Source organism: Nostoc sp. 'Peltigera membranacea cyanobiont' 210A, from assembly GCF_002246015.1.
Taxonomy (GTDB): domain Bacteria; phylum Cyanobacteriota; class Cyanobacteriia; order Cyanobacteriales; family Nostocaceae; genus Nostoc.
The window spans coordinates 97,347-123,519 of record NZ_NOLJ01000016.1; the positions used below are offsets into that span (position 1 = coordinate 97,347).

At 43.9% G+C, this 26,173-nt stretch carries 21 protein-coding genes and 1 tRNA gene; 8 read left to right on the top strand and 14 right to left on the bottom strand.

Going from position 1 to position 26,173, the window contains the following annotated elements; translation table 11 throughout:
- Window positions 1-62: 62 nt before the first annotated feature.
- The 5 genes from CDG76_RS34020 to CDG76_RS34040 form a co-directional block, all read right to left on the bottom strand.
- The gene (locus tag CDG76_RS34020; RefSeq protein ID WP_094353238.1) at window positions 63-1,277 is read right to left on the bottom strand and encodes an ATP phosphoribosyltransferase regulatory subunit; all 1,215 of its coding nucleotides are present in this window, start codon (window positions 1,275-1,277) and stop codon (window positions 63-65) included.
- Window positions 1,277-2,233, bottom strand: a complete 957-nt coding sequence (locus tag CDG76_RS34025; protein WP_094353257.1) for a J domain-containing protein — start codon at window positions 2,231-2,233, stop codon at window positions 1,277-1,279. The genes CDG76_RS34020 and CDG76_RS34025 overlap by 1 nt, the downstream gene beginning before the upstream one ends.
- Before the next feature lie 74 nt (window positions 2,234-2,307).
- Window positions 2,308-3,120, bottom strand: a complete 813-nt coding sequence (locus CDG76_RS34030) for an inositol monophosphatase family protein (RefSeq protein ID WP_094353239.1) — start codon at window positions 3,118-3,120, stop codon at window positions 2,308-2,310.
- A gap of 97 nt (window positions 3,121-3,217) precedes the next feature.
- Window positions 3,218-3,763, bottom strand: a complete 546-nt coding sequence (locus tag CDG76_RS34035; protein WP_094353258.1) for a thermonuclease family protein — start codon at window positions 3,761-3,763, stop codon at window positions 3,218-3,220.
- An 86-nt stretch (window positions 3,764-3,849) separates the two neighbouring features.
- Window positions 3,850-4,218, bottom strand: a complete 369-nt coding sequence (locus CDG76_RS34040; RefSeq protein ID WP_094353240.1) for a 2Fe-2S iron-sulfur cluster-binding protein — start codon at window positions 4,216-4,218, stop codon at window positions 3,850-3,852.
- A 106-nt stretch (window positions 4,219-4,324) separates the two neighbouring features.
- Here CDG76_RS34040 and CDG76_RS34045 point away from each other — a divergent pair.
- Window positions 4,325-4,409, top strand: a tRNA-Ser gene (locus tag CDG76_RS34045).
- 198 nt (window positions 4,410-4,607) lie between these two features.
- On the opposite strand, the gene CDG76_RS34050 is transcribed toward CDG76_RS34045, so the two are convergent.
- The 6 genes from CDG76_RS34050 to CDG76_RS34075 form a co-directional block, all read right to left on the bottom strand.
- Window positions 4,608-6,086, bottom strand: coding sequence for an alpha-amylase (locus CDG76_RS34050; protein ID WP_094353259.1), 1,479 nt, complete (start codon window positions 6,084-6,086; stop codon window positions 4,608-4,610).
- A gap of 113 nt (window positions 6,087-6,199) precedes the next feature.
- Window positions 6,200-6,826, bottom strand: a complete 627-nt coding sequence (locus tag CDG76_RS34055) for a DUF1003 domain-containing protein (protein WP_094353241.1) — start codon at window positions 6,824-6,826, stop codon at window positions 6,200-6,202.
- A gap of 286 nt (window positions 6,827-7,112) precedes the next feature.
- Window positions 7,113-9,347 (bottom strand): glycoside hydrolase, encoded by a 2,235-nt coding sequence (locus tag CDG76_RS34060; RefSeq protein WP_094353242.1) that lies wholly within the window; start codon window positions 9,345-9,347, stop codon window positions 7,113-7,115.
- A gap of 130 nt (window positions 9,348-9,477) precedes the next feature.
- Entirely contained in the window at window positions 9,478-9,708 is a 231-nt protein-coding gene (locus CDG76_RS34065; protein ID WP_012408256.1) for a NifU family protein, read from the bottom strand.
- Window positions 9,709-10,300: 592 nt separating this feature from the next.
- Window positions 10,301-12,064, bottom strand: coding sequence for a sensor histidine kinase (locus CDG76_RS34070; RefSeq protein ID WP_094353243.1), 1,764 nt, complete (start codon window positions 12,062-12,064; stop codon window positions 10,301-10,303).
- A 173-nt stretch (window positions 12,065-12,237) separates the two neighbouring features.
- Window positions 12,238-12,474, bottom strand: coding sequence for a hypothetical protein (locus CDG76_RS34075; RefSeq protein WP_094353260.1), 237 nt, complete (start codon window positions 12,472-12,474; stop codon window positions 12,238-12,240).
- A 567-nt stretch (window positions 12,475-13,041) separates the two neighbouring features.
- Between CDG76_RS34075 and lepA the strand changes: the two genes are divergently transcribed.
- The 4 genes from lepA (at window position 13,042) to CDG76_RS34095 (ending at window position 20,877) form a co-directional block, all read left to right on the top strand.
- The gene (gene lepA / locus CDG76_RS34080) at window positions 13,042-14,853 is read left to right on the top strand and encodes a translation elongation factor 4 (protein WP_094353244.1); all 1,812 of its coding nucleotides are present in this window, start codon (window positions 13,042-13,044) and stop codon (window positions 14,851-14,853) included.
- A gap of 402 nt (window positions 14,854-15,255) precedes the next feature.
- Window positions 15,256-17,931: a PAS domain S-box protein gene (locus CDG76_RS34085; protein ID WP_094353245.1), complete on the top strand. Its 2,676-nt coding sequence runs from the start codon at window positions 15,256-15,258 to the stop codon at window positions 17,929-17,931.
- Between the two features lie 214 nt (window positions 17,932-18,145).
- The gene (locus CDG76_RS34090) at window positions 18,146-19,333 is read left to right on the top strand and encodes a glycosyltransferase family 4 protein (protein ID WP_094353246.1); all 1,188 of its coding nucleotides are present in this window, start codon (window positions 18,146-18,148) and stop codon (window positions 19,331-19,333) included.
- 494 nt (window positions 19,334-19,827) lie between these two features.
- Window positions 19,828-20,877: a cyanophycinase gene (locus CDG76_RS34095; RefSeq protein ID WP_094353247.1), complete on the top strand. Its 1,050-nt coding sequence runs from the start codon at window positions 19,828-19,830 to the stop codon at window positions 20,875-20,877.
- A 730-nt stretch (window positions 20,878-21,607) separates the two neighbouring features.
- Here the strand turns inward: CDG76_RS34095 and CDG76_RS34100 are convergent.
- Window positions 21,608-22,111, bottom strand: a complete 504-nt coding sequence (locus CDG76_RS34100; protein ID WP_094353248.1) for a hypothetical protein — start codon at window positions 22,109-22,111, stop codon at window positions 21,608-21,610.
- Window positions 22,112-22,915: 804 nt separating this feature from the next.
- On the opposite strand from CDG76_RS34100, the gene CDG76_RS34110 reads away from it, so the two are divergent.
- Window positions 22,916-23,581, top strand: a complete 666-nt coding sequence (locus CDG76_RS34110) for a phosphoribosyltransferase (protein WP_094353250.1) — start codon at window positions 22,916-22,918, stop codon at window positions 23,579-23,581.
- 48 nt (window positions 23,582-23,629) lie between these two features.
- On the opposite strand, the gene CDG76_RS37960 is transcribed toward CDG76_RS34110, so the two are convergent.
- Window positions 23,630-23,770, bottom strand: coding sequence for a hypothetical protein (locus CDG76_RS37960; protein WP_190241072.1), 141 nt, complete (start codon window positions 23,768-23,770; stop codon window positions 23,630-23,632).
- 18 nt (window positions 23,771-23,788) lie between these two features.
- Here CDG76_RS37960 and CDG76_RS34120 point away from each other — a divergent pair, with 18 nt between their 5' ends.
- Window positions 23,789-24,526 carry an SDR family oxidoreductase gene (locus CDG76_RS34120; protein ID WP_094353251.1) on the top strand — a complete coding sequence of 246 codons (738 nt, stop codon included), beginning with the start codon at window positions 23,789-23,791 and terminating at the stop codon, window positions 24,524-24,526.
- A gap of 191 nt (window positions 24,527-24,717) precedes the next feature.
- Here the strand turns inward: CDG76_RS34120 and CDG76_RS34125 are convergent, their stop codons facing one another.
- Window positions 24,718-25,857 carry a sulfonate ABC transporter substrate-binding protein gene (locus CDG76_RS34125; RefSeq protein WP_223265508.1) on the bottom strand — a complete coding sequence of 380 codons (1,140 nt, stop codon included), beginning with the start codon at window positions 25,855-25,857 and terminating at the stop codon, window positions 24,718-24,720.
- Between the two features lie 93 nt (window positions 25,858-25,950).
- Here CDG76_RS34125 and CDG76_RS38840 point away from each other — a divergent pair.
- The coding region (locus CDG76_RS38840; protein ID WP_223265509.1) for a hypothetical protein at window positions 25,951-26,173 on the top strand (223 nt) is incomplete at its 3' end.

Consider the following 26,173-nt stretch of genomic DNA (forward strand, 5'->3'; position numbering starts at 1 on the left):
TTAATAACCAATTAGTCCCCAGTCCCCAGTCCCCAGTCCCTAGTCCCCAGTCCCCATACCCACTAACGCAATGGTTCTATTTTTGGTGAACCATCAGCTTTGATCCAGGCAATTTGGGCAATGCCGCGATCGCTTGCATATTGGCGAATCGCCTCTGCATCTCTTCCCCCCAAGTCAATTTCTACTCGCACCAAATCAGTAGAATCTCTGAGTTTTTGCGCGTAGACAAAGGCGGCGGCGTTAGCGCTAGCTGTCTCTGGTGCTACCAACCAGTCACTCGCTGGAGTTTCCTGTGGTAATTGCTGGGTAGACAACAGAACTTGGTATAAATCTTCGATACTTAGTCCAAAACCAATTCCGGGAATGTTTTCTCCTTGAGGATGATATAGCCCCAAAAGCTGGTCATAGCGACCACCGCGCCCTAAAACTCTAGCTTGGGATTCGGTATCGTTGACAACCTCAAAGACGATACCAGTGTAGTAGTCTATGGTTTGGATTAGGCTGAGGTCAAGGATTAACGGAAATTTTTTCTCTGATTCTAGTAATTCTACTAGGGATTTGAGGTTATTCACTGCCTCTCGCTGTTCTTCATCTAGATCCAGACTACTAACTTTTTGCAACACGTCTGCACTTGGCCCACGCAAATCCATGATGATTTGGGCGCGATCGCGCAGTTTGTCACTTAGGGGTAAATTATCTATGGTGATGCGGTCAAGATGAGCGATCGCACTGCGAACTCGATCTTGTAGATTAGCAGGAAAGGCACTCAGGAGCGATCGGGTAATTCCCGCCTCACCTAAAATTAAATGCCATCCCTGCAAACCCAATGCTGCTAAACAATCTGCTACTAACAGCAGTACTTCGGCATTTGCCAGCAATCCGCCAGTACCTAACAACTCCACCCCAGCTTGATAAAACTCTTGCTGGCGATTATGCCTACTTTCCCAAGTACGGCGAAACACATTGGCGTTGTAATACAACCGTTGTGGATAAGTGACACCAGCCATCCGAGTCACAACAGTACGAGCAATAGATGCTGTTAATTCTGGACGTAGCCCTAATTCATCATCTTCGCCATTTTGTTGTAGTTGAATCACCATCTGACGCTGGATTGCTTCCCCCGCCATCAGGGTATCCATCCGTTCTAAAGTCGAGGTGATAATCCTGTGATATCCCCAACGGTGAAACACCTGCTGTAACCGATCTTCAATCCAGCGTTTTTTCTCCACATCCAAGGGCAATAAATCCCTGGCTCCCGCTGCTGGTTGATACACCATTATTTTTTCTTCCCACCAAACAAACCACCGAACAAACCACTACCAGATTTCTCTGGTTGCTTATCTCCATTATTGGGGGATGAAGTCACCTTATGATCGCTAGGTTGTTGTCCTAAAGCCTTATCTATTTTAGGTTTCCATTGCAGGGCCGTTTCGTCACTGGGATCTAATTTTAGAGCGTTGTCAAAGTGGATTTTGGCCATTTTTAGCTGATTTTGCTTCAAATACACCATTGCAATTAAGCTATGACAGCGGCTATTTTTCGGTTCTAGCTTCAGAGCATCCTGCAACTCTACTTTCGCTTGGGCAAATTGGTTTTTGTCAATCAAAGATTGAGCGCGACGAATATACTGTTCTACAATCAAGTCTTCTTTTGGTGAGGCTGGTGCTGGTGCTGGTGGTGTATTTTTTGGTGTATTTGGCTGAGGCGTACCTGATTGGGCTTTGGGTTGAGCAGATGGCGGCGCTGCGGATGCTTTGCCCGCGCTCCGCATTAAATACACTAAATTCAACTCACTAGCTTGGGCAATCACTTGCAGCGCTTGTTCTAAAGAATCATATTGGGTTTGGGCTAGTTTCGCGATCGCAGTTTTATAAAAATGATCGATATTAGCCGCCTCAACTAACTGTTTAGCCAAGTCGGTATTTAGAGTTACCGAAGTAGACTCTTGTACCAGACGTTTGCCAATTTGCGACAAAATTATAATATATTCAGTGCGAGTGCGATCGCCGACAAGTTTTTCGTAAGCTGGGTTAACCAGCTTTGATAACAATTCGTTACCTAGCTGTTTTTGAGCAGCAGTTTCAGTAAGACTACTGTCTGGGTGCAAACGACGAGCAACTTGGAGATAGCGTTTGCGAATCTCTTTAACATCGGCATCAACTGGAACGCACAGCACTGCGTGATGATCTATGAAATCATATTTAAATAGTCCACGATCTATTTTGAAAGACATATAGAGTTTTTGCACCAAAGGAGCAGTTAGATTGCTTTTAGTGTACCCAAAGTCGTAGAGAAAGCCCCCATCTGTTACACCCAAGCTGACAGTGGTGGAACCCGTAAAAGTTCGTTACTGAGAGAGTCGTGAATATAACTATTTGTGGCAAGAATTCTACCTGACTCAATTTTGACAGCAGTACCATCGTAGGCGGTGATTTTGCCCCCGGCTTCTTGTACCAAAATTATCCCGGCGGCAATATCCCAAGGTGAAAGTCCCCGTTCCCAGTAACCATCGACACGTCCACAAGCAACATACGCCAAATCTAGCGATGCCGAACCGCTACGTCTAACTCCTTGAGTAAGATGGGTGAGGTGACTAAATTCTGCGTAGTTGTTATCAGAGGTTTCGCGGCGATCGTAGGCAAATCCTGTTACTAGTAGGCTTTTACCCAGTTCAGATGTTGCTGAAACCTTGATGGGCTGACGGTTACGCGTTGCTCCTAAGCCAGCAGCAGCACGGAATAGCTCATTATGAAAGGGGTCATAAATTACACCAACCTGGGGAACGCTATTAATTAACAGCCCGATGGAAACGGCGAAAAATGGGTATTGATGAGCGTAGTTGGTTGTGCCATCTAAAGGATCTATTGCCCAGAGGTATTCATTTTCTTGATTACCTAATTTCCCTGATTCTTCAGCGAGGATTGAGTGCTGGGGAAAGTGACGACGCAAAATTTCTAAAATCAACTCCTCTGAGGCTTTATCAGCAGCAGTGACTAAATCACCAGGGCGTCCTTTTTCAATAATTGCGTCTTCTAACTTACCCAAGTAACCTTGCAAAATAGCACCAGCAGCTAAGGCTGCTTCTGTAGCAATATCTAGGAAAATTTGTAGATTTGTCATTGGTCATTTGTCATTTGTCATTTGTCATTGGTCATTTGTTATTTGTCATTGGGCATTGGTTCATCTCTCCTAGTCCCCAGTCCCCATTCCCCACTCCTCAAAGATTTTGGCGGCGAAACTCGGCGGGAGTAAGGCGCATGGGCTTTTCTGAGTTCCAGATTCCTTGCCCCATGAGTCTAGCCCATTGTTGGGCGCGTTCCAAACGCAGGTCATACTTATGGTTAGGCGATCGCCCCACAAACATCGCATTCCCTTGTTTGACTAATTCTTCATTCAACAACACCTTATTTTTCCACACATAAGCTAGAGTTCGCCCGATTTTGTCTTTTGCTTCTAAATCAAACTCCAGCGTTACCGATTGTTCTACACCACCAATTAGATTCTCTAACTGTTCTTTTGCTGCTTCGCCCCAAGGGCGCTGTCGCAAATCTGGTGCATCAACACCCACTAACCGCACTTGGGAAATCAAATTTGGTTGTTCAGCCATGCCTAACACTTCCAAACTTTGCCCACTAACTACCCGTGCGACTTTCACCTGGGCTTCATTGTTTGGCAGTTGGTTTTTAGCTTGGCAACTCACCAAGAGCAATAAGCAAGCCAAAATCGCTATTTTTCGCACCCACTCACCAAGACTTACAACCATTACAAATTCGGTGATTTTGAATTGTTTATCGAAACAGAATTCATTCTGACTCCTGAATTCTGACTTCTGACTTCTGACTTCTGAATTCATTCCTCATCTAAGGGTAAACCCGCTTTAATTCTCCCCCTAGCAAAATAGCGTCCAAACTGGAGTTCGTAGACTTCATCTTCGTCTTGTGTCTCCACTTCCAAGTCAGAACGGGGGTAACTCACACACAACAAGGCATAACCTTGGCGACGTAAATCTGGCGACAAGCCGATCGCCTCTGGTTGGTAAATTTCTCCTGATAACACTCTCACAGCACAAGCGGTGCAAGCCCCGTTGCGACAGGAAAACGGTAGTTCCACCCCTTGTTTTTCGCCAGTGTGTAGGATGTAGCGGTCTTCTGGCACTTCTAGGGTGTATGTTTTGTCAGTGGCGCGATCGCGAACTTTAATTGTGTATGTACGGGACATCTGGATTTGCGTTTTAGGATTGGGACTTTCAGATTCAATCTAGAATATCTTTCTTTATCTTTGCATTTTCTGGGATTCTATAGTATAATCGTAACTTGTGACACCTGGAGAGGTGGCCGAGTGGTTTAAGGCGCAGACCTGGAAAGTCTGTTTAGGGAAACTTAACGGGGGTTCGAATCCCCCCCTCTCCGTTTTCAGCCCTAATTCTAAATATATAGTTTGAACCATAGTTGTACGGTTTTAACCAATATTCATTCAGACGCGACTCGAAAATACTCGCTATCGCAGACTCGCTAACGCTGCGCTATACCCACTCAGGAGTCAGAATTCAGTATGAATTCTGACTCCTGAGTTCTGAATTCTTCTTATAAATGCTACTAAAACCTCGACTAGGACTGTGGAACCCACACAGAAACAGAACCAGCATCGCATCGAAAATCAGCCCAGCCCTCATCATTCGTTGTCACAGGTTCGCTGATATGTTCAGTAATATCAATGTAAGTGCTGTTGGGTTGCCCAACTTCCATCCACTTAGTCCCTTCTCCTCCATTACTCAGAACAACTGCCATACCGCCAGGATGTTCTTCATCTCCTAAGCGTGTCCAGGCGATTGTATTGGCGTGATCGAAGTAATCGTATTGGTCGCCATAGGCATAGGTTTGACGAACGTGCAAAAATTTATCAATTATCCATTGATGACTATCGAGCCAAATCTCATGCTCATTGCCATCGCTGCCCGTATCCTTGTAATTAGCACCATAGTAATCTGCATAGAAGATACAGGGATAACCATCACTTCGCAGTAGAATCAACGCATAAGCTAACGGTTTAAACCAGCCTTCCACTACAGATTCCAATGACTGCAAGGGTTGAGAATCATGGTTATCAACTAAGGTGACTGCTAAAGCAGGTTGCTGTTGCACCAAGGTGTTATCAAATATCTGCCGCATATCGTAGTCATTGCCTTGTTTGCTGGCAGCGCTAAAGTTATAGTGCAATGGCGCATCAAACAACATCACATTGCCATCGGTGATGCTAATGAAATGGTGCAGCGCTTCAACTTCATAAGACCAATATTCACCAACGGCAAAAAGATCGCGACCAGCCTTTTGGCGACAGTGAATCAGCCATTCGGGGAAAAAGCCAGCTCTAACGTGTTTAACGGCATCAAAACGAAAGCCATCTACATCAGTGGTTTCTACAAACCACTCACCCCAGCGATTCAACTCGTCGCGAACTTCTGGACTTTCCATATCCAGATCGCATCCCATGAGATAGTCGAAAGCGCCTTTTTCCAGGTCAACGTTATCGTCAAAATGTTTATCTTTGAACAGATAAACTGCGTTCTCACCTTGGTTGTAAACGTTGTAATCAACCGCGTCGAAGTGCCACCAGTGCCATTCCATATCAGAGTATTTGCCTTGGCGACCTGGAAAGGTAAAGTGAGTCCACACTTTAATTGTTTGCATCTCACCGATGGGCTGGTTGCGATCGTCTGGACTATAGGGCGTTGCTTCCACCTCTTCTTCTTGATCTGCACCTAACTTGTGGTTAAGGACAACATCAGCATACACTCGAATGCCAGCAGCTTTTGCCGCCTTAACAGCAGCAATATACTCGTCTTTTGTGCCGTACTTTGTCCGAACCGAGCCTTTCTGGTCAAACTCGCCTAGATCGTATATATCATAGACTCCATAGCCGACATCGTAGCCACCCCCTGTTCCTTTGTAAGCTGGGGGTAGCCAAACAGATGTAACACCTGCATCAGCTAACTCTTTGACTTTCTCTTTAAACTCATTCCAAAGATTGCCATCTGGAGGGATATACCAATGGAAGTACTGCATCATTACACCATTCAGTTGAGCCATGTGCATCCCTCTAGTAAAAGTTACGATAAATTGTGATTTCCGACACAAAGACTGTACATTAAGTTTTATTTTTTGTCTTTCAATAGAAACAAAAATCTACTAAAAAACTGCGCTCAACTCATATTGTTTTCTTCTGTGGGTGACAGTTCTTCAGCCAGGTTTTTCTGGAGTGCTTCCAATACTGCGATCGGGTCAGCCGGTTCCTGCATCGATTTCGCTTCCGAATCATGCCGATTTATCACATTAGGCAAATCGGTACGGAGTTCTTCTAATAGAGCAATAATCTTGGCAATTTTTTGCTCGGAGAGCAGGTTAAGCTGTAGCATCAATTGCGCCCGCTGTTCGGCAAAGTTTTCTTGGCGAGTTTGTCGTACCAGTACTCCGGTTGAAATCACCAATGCAGCTGCGTCTAAGCCTTGACCTGACCAGCTAAACGAGGGGAGATTGAATGGCAAAAAGCGATCGAAAAAACTGCTAAAAATCCAGATAGCCAGTATGACTAGCAAACTATACATAAATATCGATCGCCCAAAGAATGTAGCGATCGCTTCTAGTATCCGCTGGTGGACGGGAATATCTCGAACTTCCTGGGTATGAAGTGAAATAATCGCTTCAATATTTTTTGCAATCGGATCTGGTAATGGAGCCGTGATCACTTGATTTCGAGAAGCTTTGTCTTTAAGTTTGCTAGCCTCTAAACTGAAGTGTCTGTTCGCTGTGTAGTCTGCGTTATCGGTCATGCACCAACTCCTGAATCTGGATGTTACTCGATTATTGCTTATCTTCTACCGACGATGGCGTTTTACCCCACTCAGCACGGGCTAAACCCTAGCTATCCGCTAACAGCACTTTTTACTCAGCACTCTTCATCCCACCCACAGTAGGCGATCGCACGCATCCCAATCCTGCTCGATTATTTAGATTTAGAACTAGAAAAATTAAATATGATTTCCAAATAAATCGACTTTAGGGGCGTACATCTGTATGCCCCTAATAGGTATTTCGTAAAACCAAGGGTATTGAGTTCTAAGGCACTTCAATGGGAATCAAAGCATTTTCTGGTAAGTAGTTGGAAAAACGCCCTTCATCTGCAAGTACTAAAATCAGGCGCAGAGAATAATCTGGCGACACTTGCAAGTCTGCCCACGGCACTGCCAACTCTAAACAACTATTTAAAGCTACTTGAGCGCGACTGAAACGGGGATGCCATTGATGATTATCTCCAGCTTCCCGAAACTGAATCGATTGCGTCAGTAAGTTAACTTCTAAAAGATGGTGGAAAAGGTAATTCAGTGGTGCTGCATCCGGTACATCTGCCAAGGGAACTGGGCTATTAACCATTGTTTTTTCTGGATAGAACCACAGCAAATTTAACTCTGCTGGAAAACCCTGCCCTGGTGCAACGCCACCTTTAAAGTCCAGGCGCAAATAGAAATTTAAGTGATCTACCCCGTACCAAAGTCGCTGGATGACGCTGCTATTGTGCATCGTCCCCCGCGCCCCACCGATTTCTATGCGTCCAGCTTTGTCCCAATCTTGTTCGTCACCCTTACCATCAATGACGGGGTGAATAAACCCTTGTGGGGCGTGGTTAGCCTGTGCTGCGTGGTTTTCCAGTGGTTGCTTGAGATAAGGCGGAACAGGTTCATTTAATGCCTTGTAAATACCAAACAGATGTTCTCGAAACAACCGATCAAAGATGGCATCTTGATTTGAGGAGTGTCCTGCACCAAACCACCAGAACCAGTCGGAACCCTCTGCGGCATACAATGCTTCCCATGCTTCGGGGTTGTTTTCTTCTGTCGCTTCGGGATGATTTGCGAGCATTTTTCTTGCTTCTGTCAAGTAATCCCAAGCACGATTTTTGGCAGGATCGCCGATCCAAGTGGTGAAACTGCCATCCACCCAAGAACCACTATGTAGTTGCCCTCCGGGGATGGTGGCTGTGGCTGGAAATTCTTCGAGAAACTCGGAGACAGTGACAAGTTTGAGGTGAGGTTCATCGCTCAAACTTTGATACAAAGCTTCTAGGAAAGGTTTGCCATCTTGGGGATAAAATTCCCAGCAATTCTCCCCATCTAAGGCGATGGTAACTAGCCAAGGTTGTTCGCTTTGACTATCTCTTTGCATTTTAGCGATCGCTTGCAAATGTCCCACTAAATCCGCTGCTGCCTTTTTTGCTGGCATCGCACTATAAGTAAAACCAATCAAGTCTGATAATCTGTGGTCACGAAACACAATTGACAAGTCACCCTCGGCGGTTTGTAGGCGATAGGGTCGATACAACAATTCTGGTTGCTCCACATTCCCCGCCCCATCCCGATGAAAAAAGTGTTTCAGCGTCCACCCTAAGACGGCTTCATCTGAGCATATCCACTTAAATCCTTGGTCAATAATATATGGCAGTACCGCCGGACTTACTGATTGTTCCGAAGGCCACAAACCACGAGGGATCTGTCCAAAGCGGTCTTTATAAAAGTCCCAAGCTTTTCGCAAGTGGCGGGGAATATCTTCCGCCCACTCAAAGCGTTGCTTCGGTAGTGTCATATTGGGCACAGCTACCCGACCGGAGTTAGTATCAGCTAGTAAGGGTAAAATCGGGTGGGTGTAAGGCGTGGTGGTGACTTCTAGCTGCCCCGCCTCCTGCATTTTCCGATGTTGGGGAATAATTCGGCTGAGAATTTCTCGCTGTTTGGAATAAATGCGCTGGCGATCGCTTAAAGTAAAATTCCGGCCCTGTTTTAACCAAGCAGCAATTTCCGGGTCATCCCAAAACAGCGGATCGATCCAAGCCAAATTGTGCCAAGCTAGCAAATCACCATAATCTGGCAATTCCCAATTTGCTAAACACCAAGCTTGCCCTTTTTCCTGCCTTTGCTGGTACAACTCGGCATAGCGGGGATGAGGGTCAATCAGCGTATGGTGATTGGCATCGAAAAAGTGTTGGATAATGAATTCCCGCTGTTGGTAGGTAAGTTGCTCATCCGGTGTCAAGCTGGCTGTGAGATAAGGGTCAAAAGCAGTGCCAGCAATATAATCTTCGAGTTGCAATATCAACGATGGAACTAAATTCACCGTTTGGTGTAACTTAGGATATCGCTCTAAGAGCAATACCAAATCTAAATAATCTTTAGTGCCATGCAAACGTACCCAAGGGAGACGGTACTGCTGACTCGGAGATAGCGAAACGCCGCTGCCAGGAGATTTGTACAGCGGCTGATGTTGATGCCAGATAAAAGCAATGTAGAGAGGATGGGACATAGTGAGTGATTAGGGGTTAGGAATTGGGGATTAGAAATTAGGGATTAGGTATTAATGATAAATTATGAATCAAAAAATCCATTCTTCCCCAGTCCCCAGTCTCCAGTCCCCAGTCCCCAGTCCCCAGTCCCTAGACTACTTGCTCAATTTCTGCAATTTCGGGAATCATTTCCTTAAGGCGGCGTTCAATACCCATTCTCAGGGTCATTGCAGAACTGGGACAAGAACCACAAGCACCTTGCAGCCGCAGTTTTACAACAGGCCCATCGAGTTCTACGAGTTCCACATTGCCGCCATCAGACATGAGATAAGGGCGCATTTCATCTAAGACTGTTTCAACGTTGTCAATTGTGAGTTCCATAGTTTAGACCTGCTAAGTTAGGGATGGGGATGGGCATAGGTAATGGGGAATAGGGCATGGGGCATTGAATAATAACGATCCCTGTAACCAATGCACCTTTACTCATTAACCATTATCCAAAGTTTTATTTTCCAGCTTTGTTAAATCGATCCTAAATCTAATTGCCGCTAGATTGTCAGGTGTCAATTTTTAATGACTTTTGACTAAACCACTCCTGGTTTTAGCAATTTGATATTAGATTTAGCTGAAACATTGTTTTCCTTTGAGCCTCCTACTTTACTCTAGCCTTTAGGTTCTGTTTTGCAGTCCAACGGAAGGCAGGATTTAACGCTCCTAAGTACACTCACCGTAAAAAGGGGTCAAAAATCTATTTTCGTAGGTTGAGTAGAGCGGAGCAAAAGCCAACATTTAGACGTTTGTTGTGTTTTGTCTTTCAACCCAATCTCTAATTATACAACTTTAGTGGCTAGGGACAGAATTCTTCGCAATTTCAAATTTAGTTATTAAATAATAATTGCTCAAAAAATTTAAATTTAAAATCTCAAAACCCAGTATTGGTAATGTTGCAGATGACCAATGACCAATGACTAACTCAACATTCAGCACTACTTGTTGAGTCGCTATCATTAGACGAAACCATGACTGGTTGTTGATATAGTGGCACGGTGAATGTAACTGTTGAGCCAAGTCCTTCGCCCAAACTATAAAAATGTACCTCACCGCCCATTGCCTCTACTAACTTCTGCGATATTACCAGTCCTAAACCTGTGCCACCATACTGGCGAGTGCGGGAGCCATCCACCTGAGAGAATAATTGAAAAAGCTTATCTTGTTTGTCTAAAGAAACACCAATGCCGGTGTCTGCCACACGTACTCTCACCATGCCAGGAAATTGCTGATCTTGAAAGTTCGCCTTTTTGAGTACTAAATCGGCGCTGACAGTAACGCCGCCTTCATGGGTGAACTTGATGGCATTGTTCACCAAATTAAGCATCACTTGTAGCAACCGTTGATAGTTACTTTGGACAATTATTTCATCAGAGGTAGCAGGCATTTGCATCCGAAAGCTGAGGTTTTTCATTTGTGCCTGGGGACGCATGAAACCTTCTACATGACTGAATAGTTCATCTAGCTTGACTGGCGCATAAGTTAGCTCCATTTTGCCGGCTTCGATTTTGGCAATGTCCAAAATGTCGTTGATGATATTCAGCAAATGTATCGATAAGTGATGAGCTTCTGCTAAAAACTGGTTTTGTTCTTCTGGGTCATCTGCCATCCCTTCCAAAATTAGCTTTAAGAAGCCAATCATCCCGTTGAGGGGGGTACGAATTTCATGGGATACATTGGCCAGAAACTCACTTTTGAGGCGGGAAGCTTCTTCGGCTTTTTGACGCGCTATTTCTAATTCTTCATATAAAGTAGCATGAGCGATCGCAGTTCCCAATTGATCTGCTGCTTCTTTTGCCAGTTCTAATTCTGATTCTGTTAATGTATAGCATTCATCCTGCCAATTTAAGGCAACCAATCCATTAGCTTGATCTTGATAGCAAGTCGCAACTACTAAAGTTTTCTGCCGCCCAGACTCTTTGTATCCAGGCACTTCCATCATGACTGGTTCTAGGGTTGCCAAGGCTTGAGCAAAGGCAGGCTCAGAAGCTATATCTATATCTAAGCCAAGCATTGATTTGAGTTCTGGCTGGCGATACTCAGCTTTCACCTGCACTTTTGGGCTTGAGGGCTGATAAGGACAAATAATGCAGCGTTCTAGCCGCAGTGCTTTCCCCAAACTATCAACTGTTTGCTGCCAAATAATATCTAAATCCAATGTCCGGCGAATATTTCTGGTAATGCGATTTACCAATTTTTGGTGTTGCTGTGAACGTAAAGCCAACTCTATTTGTGTGGGCGTTTTTGATGCCACACGCGCTTGTTTTTTGTTGAGTGTCGCTTGTACTAAGCGTCCCATCACTAAAACGGTAGTAGCAGTGGTTCCCAAACTTGGCATAATCGGACTAATCACTAAGTCCAACTCAAATAACTCCTTCTGATAGCTAAACCAACATTGAAACCTTTCTGGCACCAAATTTGTCAAAATTCGGTGCAATCGTTCCAAATAAGTAACCTTATCCACCGGGACAAAGGTTTGAGTCTGGTTCAGATCGTCAACTATTTTTTCAGTACTTAACCCCAGAAGTTCACTATACTGCCAACAAAAGGTCAGATAGCGCCCTGCCCCATCTTGCGTATAAACCAACTCGGCTCCTAGAGTTGGTAATAAGCCATCAGTCTTACTGGTAATAGATTCCAGATTTTGGGAAAATACATTCGACAATTGGGAATTGGCAGTAATAGTCATTAATTGAGTTGGATAGACAAAGGGTATCCGACCGTAATTTTACTAAAGCCGCTGAAATTTATACATAAATTTTTACAGCTTTTTTGGGTTTGATGGGGTATTTTTTGGTGTTCTGAAAACCAGATTGGCAAACTTTACTTTTTTTAACTTGCATTGACAGTTAAATAATGGCGTCAATCGTTCCATTCACCGCGAGGAGGAACAGGAGTACGCACAGGCGTGCGCGTTAGTTCGTCATCTCTAAGGAGTTCACCCCGTAACCACTGGCGAATCGCTACTTCAATTACTTTACTTGGGTCATTGGTGAGATGCTGAATTTGCTCTAGTAACTCGGAGTCTAGGCGGACAGCAATTTCTACCTTATCGGCTGGTGTATTTTCCGCTTTGGTAGTTTTCTCTCTCATATTCATAGGTTTATATACTCTGAATTCTTTGAATTGGTTTTGTCTAAAGCTTTGTAAAGTAGTTATATTCATTATTTGGGCTAATTCGCTGAAAAATTTTCAAGGGCACAGTTAAATACTTCCCTGAAATAGCACCAAAGTAACAGCTTTAAGTTTTAAATCGCATTTTTCATATAACTGACTAGACAATGGCTCTAGAAGTTTTGCCGATAAACCAGCGATTGTGGGCAATTACCAGTTGCAATTGCCCACGATCCCTACATGTACTTATTTACATTTATTGTACGCTCCTAGCTGTTGAATACTAGCAGCGACAAATAGACTTTCATAATATTCTTAAATGTCCACCTATTTAGATCGAAAGTTAAAGATGGGGTGAAGAGGGACCGGGAGCAGGGGAGCAGGGGAAGAATAATAACCCCTAACTCTTAACTCCTAACTCCTAACTCGTAACTCCTAACTCCTAACTCGTAACTCAGCACTAAAAGCAGAGCGTCTTGGCTAAGAAAGCATTAAAATACATTAAGTAAATTGCCCTTTTAACTTTGGTTGCTGCTAAGGCAAAGATAGTATATGACTGACGTTCCCGCAGTTCGCATTCGCAATTTTTGTATTATTGCTCACATCGACCACGGGAAATCAACCCTCGCCGATCGCTTGCTACAAGCTACTGGCACTGTTGAAGACCGACAGATGAAGGAACAGTTTCTCGACAATATGGATTTGGAACGGGAGCGCGGCATTACGATTAAGCTGCAAGCTGCCCGGATGAACTACACAGCCAAAGATGGTCAGCAGTATGTGCTGAACTTGATTGATACTCCGGGACACGTGGATTTCTCTTATGAAGTCTCTCGCTCTCTTGTTGCTTGCGAAGGAGCGCTATTGGTAGTAGATGCGTCCCAAGGTGTGGAAGCGCAAACTTTGGCAAATGTATATTTAGCATTAGAGAGTAACCTGGAAATTATCCCGGTTTTGAATAAAATTGATTTGCCGGGGGCTGAACCAGAACGGGTAATTAGCGAAATTGAAGAAATTATCGGTCTAGATTGCAGTGGTGCGATTCTGGCTTCTGCTAAAGAAGGAATTGGGATTAATGAGATTTTAGAAGCAGTTGTCGAGCGGATACCGCCACCGGCCAATACGATAAATGAACGCTTACGAGCGTTAATATTTGATAGCTATTACGATAGTTACCGGGGAGTAATTGTGTATTTTCGGGTGATGGATGGCACCGTGAAAAAAGGCGATCGCATCCATTTAATGGCATCCGGTAAAGAATTTGAAATTGATGAGTTAGGTGTCCTTTCTCCGACTCAAAAGCAAGTTGATGAACTGCACGCTGGCGAAGTAGGCTATTTAGGAGCGGCAATTAGAGCTGTAGCTGATGCACGGGTAGGAGACACAATTACCCTCAGTAAGGCGAAAGCAGAGTCACCCTTGCCAGGTTACGCAGAAGCGAATCCAATGGTTTTTTGCGGGATGTTCCCCATTGATGCTGACCAATTTGAAGATTTGCGGGAAGCCTTAGAAAAGCTCGAACTCAACGACGCAGCGCTGCACTACGAACCAGAAACTTCGAGCGCAATGGGGTTTGGCTTCCGTTGCGGTTTCTTGGGTTTGCTGCACATGGAAATTGTCCAAGAACGCCTAGAGCGAGAGTATAACCTAGATTTAATCATTACAGCCCCCTCGGTGGTTTATAAGGTGATTACCTTAAAAGGTGAGGAACTGTACATCGATAATCCTAGCCGTTTGCCTTCTCCTAACGATCGCGAAAGAATTGAAGAACCCTACGTCCAAGTCGAGATGATAACGCCGGAAACTTATGTCGGCGCTTTGATGGAGTTGTCACAAAATCGTCGGGGCATCTTTAAGGATATGAAATATCTCGCCCAAGGACGAACCACCCTCACTTACGAGCTACCCTTGGCGGAAGTTGTAACTGACTTTTTCGATCAGATGAAGTCGCGATCGCGCGGTTACGCCAGTATGGAATATCACATCATCGGCTACCGTGAAAATCCTTTGGTGAAGCTGGATATCATGATTAACGGCGATCCCGTGGATTCCTTGGCGATGATTGTGCATCGAGATAAAGCTTACAACGTCGGGCGGGCAATGGCAGAAAAACTCAAGGAACTAATTCCCCGCCATCAATTCAAAGTGCCAATTCAGGCATCTATTGGCAGTAAAGTTATTGCCAGCGAACATATCCCCGCTTTACGGAAAGATGTGCTAGCAAAATGCTACGGTGGTGACATCAGTCGGAAGAAGAAACTTTTGCAGAAGCAAGCAAAAGGTAAAAAGCGGATGAAATCTGTAGGTACTGTAGATGTACCGCAGGAAGCCTTTATGGCAGTACTGCGCTTGGATCAAAACTAATAAAATTCAGGAGTCAGGAGTCAGAATGAATTGGAGTCAGAGTAGCGGATAGCGCAGCGATAGCAAATCCGCATCTGAGAAAGAGGCAAGGGAGCAAGGGGGCAGGGGAGAAGTTGCAGTAAGTCTTTCTCCTCTGCCCCTCTGCCTTTTAGTCCCCCAGCACAGTTTTCTTGTTCTGAATTATGTATTCTGTATTCTATATTCTTTTTCAACATACGTTAATTTTAATTACAAAGGCTGGAAACAGCAGCCTTAAGTGTACGAGTTTCAGTATGCTGCTGGCAGGTTTAGCTTCCAGAAAGCCACACTGACTCGTTGTTGGCTCAACCATCCTTAAGTGTGTCTCTAATGCAGGATTTCTAACAGAAAAAATGATAATTTATTGTAGAAATTCAAAACATCATGAGTCGCAAGCAGGCGGAAGAACAACTTTCTGAGGTAGAGCAAAAGTATCGCACTCTGGTAGAACAAATGCCGGGCGTTATTTATGTCTCACCAATTAATAACACTACAAAAGTTGCTTATATTAGTCCACAACTGCAACAATTATTGGGCATTGCTCCCGAAGATTGGAATTTTGGTTTCTTTAATAGTTGGTTAGATTACACTCATCCAGACGATCGCGATCGCCTTTGGCAAGCTGTAAATACTACAATCGCTACCGGAGAGCCTTTGAGGATTGAGTATCGGATGATTAGGCGCGATGGCAGAACAATTTGGGTACGAAACCAAGCCAATCTCGTTTTCTGTGCCGATGGACAAACTCAGCTACTTCAGGGTTTAGTATTTGATATTAGCGATGTGTATGACGAGCTTTGTTTACGCAAACAGGTACAAGAGAGCGAAGAACTTTATCGTACCATCCTCGAAGACCAAACAGAATTGATTGCTAGAGGCTTACCAGATGGCTCTTTTACCTTTGTTAATGAAGCTTACTGTCGATTTTTTGGACTGGAGCGAGACAAAATTATCGGTCAGCACTACGAACCTGTTGTGTTTGAAGAGGATCGGGAACGTGTGTTTAGTCTGGTAAATTCCATCAGCTTAGAAAATCCCGTTATCACCATTGAAAATCGCGTTGTAGCTTGCCAAGGAGTGCGGTGGACGCAGTGGATTGTTCGAGGGATATTTGATGACCAAGGTGCGATTGTAGAACTTCAATCTGTTGGACGAGATATTACCGATCGTAAACTGGTAGAACAAGCTCTAAGTGAAAATGAGCAAAAATTCCGGGCGATCTTCAATCAAACTATTCAGTTTATGGGATTGCTTCAACCGAATGGAATTGTATTAGAAGTCAACCAAACAGCACTAGACTTTGCTGGAATTAATCGAGAAGAAGTAGTTGGCAAGCCATTTTGGGAAGCAAAGTGGTGGACAATTTCTCTAAATACTCAAGAGCAATTAAAAACTGCGATCGCAGCTGCTGCTAATGGTGAATCGATTCGCTATGAAGTTGACATTGTAGGTCGAGATCATCAAATTATCACGATTGATTTCTCACTACGTCCCATCTTTGATCGAGCAAGGCGTGTGACACTACTAATTTCAGAGGGACGAGATATTAGTGAATATAAAGCGGCGCTGCGCGAACGCCACAAAGCTGAAGAAGCATTGCGCTCCAGTCAAGACTTTCTACAAAAGGTTGCTAATACCGTACCGCATATTTTGTATTTGTTTGACCTCTTAAAAGGAACAAGTATCTATCTTAATGAGAAAAGTGTGACAGTTTTAGGCTACTCTCCAGAGGAATTTTGTAACGCAGATCCGCACTGGTTCATGAATTGCTTTCATCCAGACGACCGACACCTCTGCTATGACATACCAAGTCGCTTCGTCAATCTGCAAGACAATGAAGTTCTTTCCACCGAATACCGATTTCGACACAAAAATGGGGAGTGGCGTTGGCTAAATACGCGAGAAGTAGTATTTGCCAGAGATGCTAACGGCACTCCAACGCAGATTCTTGGCTCGGTAGAAGACATTAGCACTCGCAAACAAGCCGAAATGATGCTGCGACAACAGGCTGAGGGAGAACGGTTAATTACTGAAGTAACTCAACAGATTCGGCAATCACTGAATCTGGAGGAGGTTCTAAATACAACAGTAAATAGTATTCGCCAGTGTTTAGGTTCAGATTCCGTAGCTATCTACCAGTTAGAATCTGACGGAAGTGGAAATTTTGCGGCGGAATCAGTGGGTGACGACTATCCTCAGAGATTAGAACTGACAATGCACCCATTTTCGCTCAAACAAGATTTTAGCGACTATTACCAGGGATTACCTAAAGTCTTCCATAATATTCAGGAATCTGATTTTTCAGCCGAGGTTTTTGAGTTATTACAACTCTATCAAGTTAAGGCGGCTATAATAGTGCCGATTTTGAATGAAGAGCATCTGTGGGGTTTACTTATTGCTCACCAGTGTACTGCACCTCGTTATTGGCAAGCATTTGAAGTGAATTTGTTGCGGCAATTGGCTAGTCAAGTAGCGATCGCTATTCATCAATCAGTACTCTACCAGCAAGTGCAAGCTGCCAATGAAGAATTACAAAGATTAGCTACCCTAGATGGCTTGACTCAAATAGCCAATCGCCGCCGATTTGATCAGTATCTGGAAACTGAGTGGCAGCAACTCAAACGCGAGCAACTGTCACTGTCTTTAATTTTGTTGGATGTCGATTTTTTTAAACTCTACAATGATACTTATGGTCATTTAGGAGGGGATGATTGTTTGCGGCAATTAGCAAGTGCCCTCAAAAATATTGTTAAGCGTCCAGCCGATTTAGTCGCTCGTTATGGTGGGGAAGAATTTGCTGTCATTCTGCCTAATACAGAGATTCAAGGAGCAATCTATGTAGCTCAAACTATTGGACAAGCAGTGCGCGACTTAGCCATTCCTCATACTCAGTCTCGCGTATGCGATCGTGTTACCGTTAGTTTAGGCGTTGTTAGCATTGTGCCAAATTCTGAAATTTCGCCGCCAGACTTGATTAATGCAGCAGACAAAGCACTTTATGTAGCCAAACAGCAAGGACGCGATCGAGTTCATGCCGTTTGCGTTGTTATCCCTTCTTGACACCTGAGTTGCGAAGCCGAGACTCAATTGTTTTAATTACGAATTATTACTATACCTTGCTTTCTATCCTTAGCCTACAGTTGATAACCTTTAACAAAATCACTGTTAAAAAATCTAAACATTTTAGTAAAAGTACTCACTGCGTTGTCCAGACTTGTATTTTTAGGTAAATGTAGTTTGTTAGATATTTATAAAGTGTTGGGGAGTCTAGTAGATGAAGATATTGGTACTGAGTTGGGAGTTTCCACCAAGGATTGTTGGGGGAATTGCGCGGCATGTGGCGGAGTTGTACCCGGAACTGGTAAAGCTAGGACATGAAATCCACCTGATTACAGCGGAGTTTGGTCACGCGTCGATGTATGAGGTAGTTGAAGGAGTAAAGATACATCGAGTGCCAGTGGCATATAGTAACGACTTTTTCCACTGGGTAGTGAATCTCAACTTGAGTATGGGAGATCACGGTGGTAAGTTGATTTTAGAAGAAGGGCCATTTGATTTAATTCATGCCCATGATTGGTTAGTCGGAGATGCTGCGATCGCTCTCAAGCATAATTTTAAAATACCACTAATTGCTACAATTCATGCTACCGAATACGGACGCTATAACGGGATTCACACAGATATCCAAGGTTATATAAATGCCAAAGAAACCTTGCTAGCTTACAACGCTTGGCGGATTATTGTTTGTAGCGACTATATGCGCCAAGAAGTAGAACGAGCGCTCTACAGTCCTTGGGACAAAATTGATGTCATTTATAACGGTATTCGAGCCGAAAAGAAACAGCATCACATCGATTTTCATGCTCTGGATTTTCGCCGCCAATTTGCCACAGACGAAGAGAAAATCGTTTATTACCTCGGTCGCATGACCTACGAAAAAGGTGTACCTATATTACTCAATGCTGCACCCAAAATACTTTCCCAAATGGGAGGTAACGTGAAATTTGTGATCGTTGGTGGCGGCAATACTGAGCATCTCAAGCGCCAAGCCTGGGATTTAGGAATTTGGCATCATTGTTATTTTACCGGTTTTCTCTCCGATGAATACTTAGATAAATTTCAAACTGTCGCAGACTGCGCGGTTTTTCCGAGTCTTTACGAACCCTTTGGGATTGTAGCTTTAGAAAGCTTCGCTTCTCGTGTACCTGTAGTAGTTTCTGATACTGGTGGTTTTCCTGAAGTGGTGCAACATACCAAAACAGGTATTGTCACTTGGGTGAACAATCCCGATTCTTTGGCTTGGGGAATTTTGGAAGTGTTGAAAAATCCAGGATATCGCCAATGGCTGGTGGATAACGCTTATGAGGATTTAGAAAGACGCTTTAGCTGGCCGAAATTAGCCAACCAAACCGAGCAAGTATATCAGCAAGTTGTACAAGAGCGATCGCAAATACCTTGGTAATATAGAACCCCGAATTCTTGAAGAAATCGGGGTTCTAAAATTTTATTTGAACTTGCATAAATCCTTAATCAACTTTGAAGATTTAATCGGCGTTCCCAGTTATTCAGCATATTAGCTAACTATTCTTAGTAATTACGGAAGCATCTGGACAATCAATACCTAATCTATTTTAAATTTTATCTGGTCAGAATTAAACGCTACAAGCAATGTAGATATTTTCGCACAGTAGCACAGAGAATTAACGATCGCTCTGCGTTATTTTGCGTTAACAAACAGTACAAGACCTGTACGCTGGAAATTCTACCCGATCTAGTGCCACAGTTAAGCTAGTGCGCGTCTCAATTGCACATTTTTCGTTAAGACTGTCCTAAGTCAATTGGTTATTCACAACAACTGATAAATGACTAATGACAAAGGACAAATTTCACGAATAAATAAGCAATTAAAATGCGTCACAGCCTAGCAATAATTGCAGTTTGCTCTAGAAGTTTAGTATGACAAAGGCATTCCCAAGCATAGCAAGGCGCTTGAAAAGTACAGGAATCAAGTTGTTGAAGATGGGAACCTTCCTAATAAACCGTTTTATTGAAAGCTGGAAACGCTTCTTCCTGGGTGACACTGTTGATGTTCGCCCCTCCTCCCCTCCCTCCTTTGATGTCCGTCCCTCCTTAGCGGGTCCAGTCCTGAGTTTGGGTGGGGGAGGCCCCGATGTCGATGATGCTATCCAGTGGATGATTAACCAAGTTAGGGGAGGTAGTAACTCCAGCACTAAAGTTAATGTTGTAGTTCTCCGCACTAATGGTAATCACGATTACAATCGGCTAATTTATGCCATGAAGGGCGTAAATTTTGTGGAAACTCTTCTGGTTAGGGATAGACAAGAGGCAAACAAAGCTGAGATTTATGAAAAAATCCGAAATGCTGATGTAGTTTTCTTTGCTGGCGGGGATCAATGTCAATATATCCGCAACTGGAAAGATACCAAGCTTGAGGCTGCCGTGAAGTCAGTTTACCTGAAGGGAGGTGGTATTGGTGGCACTAGTGCAGGTGCAATGATCCAAAGTGATTGTGTCTATGATGCTTGCGCTTCTTCCGAAAAAGGCATTGAAACTAGAGACGCACTTGAAGATCCCTACCGAGACATTACTTTTACTTACAATTTTTTCAATTGGAGTAATTTGAAGGGAACTATCGTAGATACACACTTTGACAGACGGGAAAGAATGGGTCGAATTATGACTTTCATTGCCCGTCAAATTAAGGATGGTGTATCTAGCAGTGTTTTAGGTATAGCGGTTAGTGAAAGTACGTCGGTTCTTGTGGATAAAAACGGTTTGGTGAAAGTTATGGGTAGGGGTGCAGCATACTTTGTACTTGGCAATCATCTACCAGAAGTATGTGAACCCCGAAAGCCTTTGACCTTTTCCAATTACAAAATTTGGAAAGTTCGCAGTGGCGACACCTTCAACTTAAGAAATAGACCAACTTCTGGGTACTATCTCAGGAGTGTCAAAAGGGGACGGATTGATTCAAATCCCTATTGAGTGTGAGGGCTGATTCATTGCATTTCAAACAGGATTTGTCACGATGGTTAGCGAGAAAATTGTAAGTAAGGGTGACGGTGAGATGAACATTTAAGCACTTAAATAGGGAGCATCTCACCTTTGCAAATATATCAGGCGTGTTTTTACACTCATTGAGATGCTCCCCTTAAATATCAGTAAAATAGTTCATTCTATCGACACGCTGATAACAAACCAATCAATTTTTAATTGCTAGAACCCTTGATTTTTAAAGCTCTTTGGGGAATGAAACAGCCCTACTCTTGATATCATGTTCGCTTGATTACTTATTAAACCCGAAGAACCCCACCCCGCCAAAGCTACGCTTCGTCTCCCTGCCCCTAATCCCCAGAGGGGGCCCCGAGTTCCCCGCAAGCGGGGAGGGGATTAAGGGGAGCCAGTGCGGTCTTCTCCCAAGGGGAGACGCCAAGGGCGATGGGGTCTCCCCAAGTGGAGCATCTGGCGTGTGGGGTGCAATGACTGTGGAAATCATAACTAATTATGCGAACATGATATGAGTGGGGAATGTAACACACCCAACACCCATAACATCTTCTAATTTTGAAAATAGCTTTCAGGAGCTTTTAGCTCACTTGGGTAAGGGAGGGTTAAATAAAAGTAATTTTAGAAAAGAATCTGACAGAACCTGAGCTTCGGTTTTGCTCGGCTCAACCTAGCATATATAAGATTTTGAAAGTAATTTCGGGCAATATTAGGCGCTGATGGGTTGTTGTTCAGATTCAATTAACTGATTATTAGGTACATCAAATCTAATAGTACTAGCTGCCCAGTCTTTAAAATCGGGTGCTAGCCAGACTAGCTTACGCAGAATTTCATCATTGACCCACAACACCAAGGGAAACTGAAACTGTTTCCGAAACTCATCTCGCATGATATTGGTACTAATAATCAGTTGGTTAATTGCTACTACAGATTCTAAGCCTCGTACCATCAAAGCTTCGGGTTGAGTAATACCAATTTCATTTGTAATCGCTGTATACAATTTGTCAGCAGTAGGTGAGAGCAAAATTTCGTGGATATCTGCTGATGAAAATTCTGTTAACAAATTTAACACTTGCTGCTGCCTTTGAACACAGTTGCAACACGCCAATAACAGTGAAAACTGTCCACCAGAAACCATCATCGCCCTTGCCAGTCTCTTAGTGGCTGCTGTGCTGCTAACTGTGCCGTTTTCTGAATTAGTTAAGCCGATCATTAAAAACACCCTTCTTTTGATTTTCAAACATATTCAGTGATTCTACCCTATTAATTTTTATTTAAAAGTGTTAATTGGGTAACTTTGATGACTTGTCTCTGTAATATTAAGCATTATATAACGAACAAGCAGATGGTACATTATCTCATATTCACAATTAAGGCATAATGTAAAGATAATATCAACACAATGTCAGTAATAGGGGACAAGCGAAGAATTAACAATTGAATTATCACTGGATTTTCATAGATTTTTGCATCTGCTAGCAAGTAAGTAATTTTTTGTTGAGTTACAGTAAAAAAAATACTCGGTAAAAGTCTAACAGTAAATGTTAGCAAGTGGCAAAACTTATAGCAGTTTTCAAATGCACCCCTACTTAAACATTAGGTTTTCCATGTCACCCTTATTTTGTGGTCTTACTATAACTTTGTTTCACGCTAACACCAGTTACCTACAGCAGTAAACCCCCTACAGCGAGAGTTCACAGCGTCACTGTGTCTTCTCAACAAGCCATTTGGGGACGGATATTGAGTGTGGAGTAGTAAAATAGTCTCAGCACAAGATGCAGAAATCTTGTTGCATAAAAGCTAAGTCATCCGTTTGATAGAACTGTAGATTGAAGATGTCGCTCCGTTAGTGGAGGACAGGGAATATTTAGCTTTCTAAGATCGATTTAGAACATCTGAACTATAACAACAAGTTTGGAATTTGCTCAATTGCTCCATTTTTTGAGGTTGATAGGCAATAACAAACTTATGTAAATATTTATTTATTTTTTGGAAACTCAATTAGGAATATCACACCATGCTATTTAAAGATCGGAGGTTTGCGGGCCAAGTTTTGGCTAAGGAGTTAAGCACTTATGCTAACGATCCAAATGTTCTGGTATTAGGGCTACCAAGGGGTGGTGTACCCGTCGCCTTTGAAGTTGCCAAAACGTTACATGCCCCCTTAGATGTTTTAGTGGTACGTAAATTGGGTGTACCCGATCAAGAAGAACTAGCGATGGGAGCGATCGCTTCTGGTGGTGTGCGGATAGTCAATAAAAATATTATCAACCTGGAAAAGATATCCGATGAAGTAATTGCCAGGGTGGCGGTGCAAGAAGAACGGGAGTTAGAGCGGCGGGAACAGCTTTATCGCCCAAATCGCCCCTTAAGAGATTTACAAGGACGCACAGTCATCTTGGTAGATGATGGTTTAGCCACAGGTGCAACGATGTGGGCTGCTGTTGTAACTGTGCGAAAACAGCAACCTGCTCAGATTGTGATTGCTGTACCTGTGGCTGCACCTGAAACTTGCCAAGAGTTAGAAACTGAGGTAGACGAAATCGTTTGCATCTCCAGACCCAGCCCTTTCCAAAGCGTTGGTCTTTGGTACGAAAGCTTTCCTCAAACTACCGATGAAGAAGTCCGCGACTTACTCGCACAAGCGGCAAAGAACGGTGAAGCAATACCTCTTGGTATGTAGATAAAGATTCAGTTTATCTCACCAACTGAAGTTTTAACGGGACAGAACTCAAATGGCGTGATGATAGCGGTTCGGGTTAATGACGTTGCCGACACAAAAACGTTGATCGAGCATACAAACTAGTTGATATGGTTGAATAATGCTGAGTTCATCTGAAACAGCACCCGATGTTTCACGATCTATACTCAATAATCCCCAGGAATAAATATGTCTCTTATTCAAAACAAAGTGGTAATCATCACCGGAGCCAGCAGTGGGTTAGGTGAGGCAACTGCCAAGCGACTTGCTGCTAGTGGAGCCAAGCTGATGCTGGCTGCCAGACGCGAAGATCGTCTCAAAGAATTGGTTGGAGCGATCGCTAAATCAGGAGGGACTGCAACCTATCAAGTAACGGATATAGCAGATCGCGCACAGGTGGAAGCCTTAGCGAAGGAAACTTTGAGTACTTATGGCAGGATCGACGTGCTAATCAATAATGCCGGGTTGATGCCGCTTTCTCCCCTCGATCAAGTAAAGGTGGAGGAGTGGGATCGGATGATCGATGTGAACATTAAGGGTGTCCTCTATGGCATTGCTGCCGTGTTGCCGACTATGCGTCAGCAAAAGTCTGGTCACGTGATTAACCTATCGTCAGTGGCCGGACATAAGGTGTTTGCGGGATCGGCAGTCTACTGTGCCACCAAGTACGCAGTGCGAGCGATTTCTGAAGGGCTGCGGCTAGAGTCAAATGGTGAAATCCGTTCGACTAATATATCACCAGGAGCCGTTGCCACTGAACTGACTAACACGATTACCGATAAAGACACAGCAGCAGGAATTAATCAACTTTATGCGATCGCCATTGATGCAGATGCTATTGCCCGTGCGATCGCATACGCCATTGAGCAACCCGATGATGTTGATGTGAATGAAATGATCATCCGTCCGACACGTCAAGAACTTTAAATTTAAGTTTACAAAGTAAGCATTCGGCTCAGATAAACTCTCTCACCGAACAAGCAAATATAGAATTCGCTCAAAAAAAAACTCTGCGTACCTCTGCGCTTTCCTTCCCTACGGGACGCTCCGCGAACGCGTCCCTCTGCGTTTAAAACGTAACTATCTTAGGCAAAGCTGTATAAATTCTCAGTATCAGATTAATAAGTCCAATTCTGCTTAGTCTGCAAGCTATAGGTTCCATCTTTCACATTCACCCGCTCAGGAATCAGATTTAAATCTCTAAATATATTTGCCTGATGCTGTAGAGCAGTGAGCGATTGGTCGTCAATCGGGATGATGGCGCGTTCGGCGCTACGTTGCTGTAAAGTTCCAACGATGGATGGATCGATTTCATGGTGTTCTGCCATTCGTTGAACTGCTTCTAATTCCTGTCTCTTAGCCCAAGCTCCAGCTTCATTTACCTCTTCTAAAATCACCTTGAGCAAGTCAGGATAGTCGCGTACCAGTTCTGGAATCGCGTAGTAATAGGTTGGAACTTCCACGGAGGCTTTGTCACCAAATATGCTCTCTAGGTCTGCAATCGAGCGCCCTGGATAAGCGCTTCGGGCAAGAGTTGCTGTGTAGGGAACCCAAATCACCCAAGCATCGATTTCACCCCGGCGGAATCGGGGTAGCGCCTCCGGTTGTGTCAGATAAACTGGCTCAATATCACTAAAATCGAGGCCAACTTTTGCCAGCGATCGCACTAGCACATAATGGGCACTTGAGCCTTTGTCAAAAGCGATCTTTTTACCTTTGAGGTCAGCTAGCGTTTGAATCGGCGAATCTTCTGGTACTAGAATCGCTTGACCTTTGGGAGCGGTATATTTTTCCTTAGCCACCCGCACAAATACATGATCCGCAGCTTGAGAGAAAATGCTGGCTGTGCCACCACCACCGCAGAAGTCAATCGTCCCGTTGCTGAGTGCTTCTATCAGAGAAGAGGCTGATAAAAAACTTGTCCAGGTGACACTCAGCCCATAAGGTTGCAAACGCGTTTCGAGCAAGCCTTGAGCACGGAGAACTTCCAGATTTGTCATCCCCTCTGGATATCCGATTTTGAGTTGCTTGAGCCGCCGTGCTTGCTCTGCTAAGGGCGTATTGTTAGAGCGATCGGAACGGTTAGAAAACCAGCGATCTAAAACTACACAGAAAATTATGCCCCCCATAAACAGTCCTACGGTTTCCAGTAACTGGATTGTGGAGCTTTTGGGTAGTTTAAACTGATTCATGAGAGTGGAGAGCTGATTGCCAGATTCAGGAGTGGCAACAGCATGACCGTCAAAAATTAGAGTCAAGACCAAAATCGAAACAAGACCGAAGCAAAATCGAACTGCAAACCTGTAGGTAGCCGATCTACGAGTGGCTGATCTGAACGACCGTAAGATGTTTTGACCTGTGCATCTACGCACAAAGTCAATCAAACGGCTAATCATAATGACTCCTTTGTTGATGCTTGCAATGAATGGCGCGTCATATACGAGAATACAGCCAGAATGTTAGACTTTTTGGGGCTATTTATTATATGTGACTTACGCACTGTACCCGGATTTCTCACGCATAGTGTAGGCAGAGGGGGAAGAGGAGTGTGGGGAGTGTGGGGAGTGTGGGGAG

Excerpts from the sequence above, each read along its gene's own strand:
- CDG76_RS34020 (WP_094353238.1), bottom strand. The coding sequence starts at position 1,277 with ATGGTGTATCAACCAGCAGCGGGAGCCAGGGATTTATTGCCCTTGGAT.
- CDG76_RS34025 (WP_094353257.1), bottom strand. The coding sequence starts at position 2,233 with ATGTCTTTCAAAATAGATCGTGGACTATTTAAATATGATTTCATAGAT.
- CDG76_RS34030 (WP_094353239.1), bottom strand. The coding sequence starts at position 3,120 with ATGACAAATCTACAAATTTTCCTAGATATTGCTACAGAAGCAGCCTTA.
- CDG76_RS34035 (WP_094353258.1), bottom strand. The coding sequence starts at position 3,763 with ATGGTTGTAAGTCTTGGTGAGTGGGTGCGAAAAATAGCGATTTTGGCT.
- CDG76_RS34040 (WP_094353240.1), bottom strand. The coding sequence starts at position 4,218 with ATGTCCCGTACATACACAATTAAAGTTCGCGATCGCGCCACTGACAAA.
- CDG76_RS34050 (WP_094353259.1), bottom strand. The coding sequence starts at position 6,086 with ATGGCTCAACTGAATGGTGTAATGATGCAGTACTTCCATTGGTATATC.
- CDG76_RS34055 (WP_094353241.1), bottom strand. The coding sequence starts at position 6,826 with ATGACCGATAACGCAGACTACACAGCGAACAGACACTTCAGTTTAGAG.
- CDG76_RS34060 (WP_094353242.1), bottom strand. The coding sequence starts at position 9,347 with ATGTCCCATCCTCTCTACATTGCTTTTATCTGGCATCAACATCAGCCG.
- CDG76_RS34065 (WP_012408256.1), bottom strand. The coding sequence starts at position 9,708 with ATGGAACTCACAATTGACAACGTTGAAACAGTCTTAGATGAAATGCGC.
- CDG76_RS34070 (WP_094353243.1), bottom strand. The coding sequence starts at position 12,064 with ATGACTATTACTGCCAATTCCCAATTGTCGAATGTATTTTCCCAAAAT.
- CDG76_RS34075 (WP_094353260.1), bottom strand. The coding sequence starts at position 12,474 with ATGAATATGAGAGAGAAAACTACCAAAGCGGAAAATACACCAGCCGAT.
- lepA (WP_094353244.1), top strand. The coding sequence starts at position 13,042 with ATGACTGACGTTCCCGCAGTTCGCATTCGCAATTTTTGTATTATTGCT.
- CDG76_RS34085 (WP_094353245.1), top strand. The coding sequence starts at position 15,256 with ATGAGTCGCAAGCAGGCGGAAGAACAACTTTCTGAGGTAGAGCAAAAG.
- CDG76_RS34090 (WP_094353246.1), top strand. The coding sequence starts at position 18,146 with ATGAAGATATTGGTACTGAGTTGGGAGTTTCCACCAAGGATTGTTGGG.
- CDG76_RS34095 (WP_094353247.1), top strand. The coding sequence starts at position 19,828 with ATGACAAAGGCATTCCCAAGCATAGCAAGGCGCTTGAAAAGTACAGGA.
- CDG76_RS34100 (WP_094353248.1), bottom strand. The coding sequence starts at position 22,111 with ATGATCGGCTTAACTAATTCAGAAAACGGCACAGTTAGCAGCACAGCA.
- CDG76_RS34110 (WP_094353250.1), top strand. The coding sequence starts at position 22,916 with ATGCTATTTAAAGATCGGAGGTTTGCGGGCCAAGTTTTGGCTAAGGAG.
- CDG76_RS34120 (WP_094353251.1), top strand. The coding sequence starts at position 23,789 with ATGTCTCTTATTCAAAACAAAGTGGTAATCATCACCGGAGCCAGCAGT.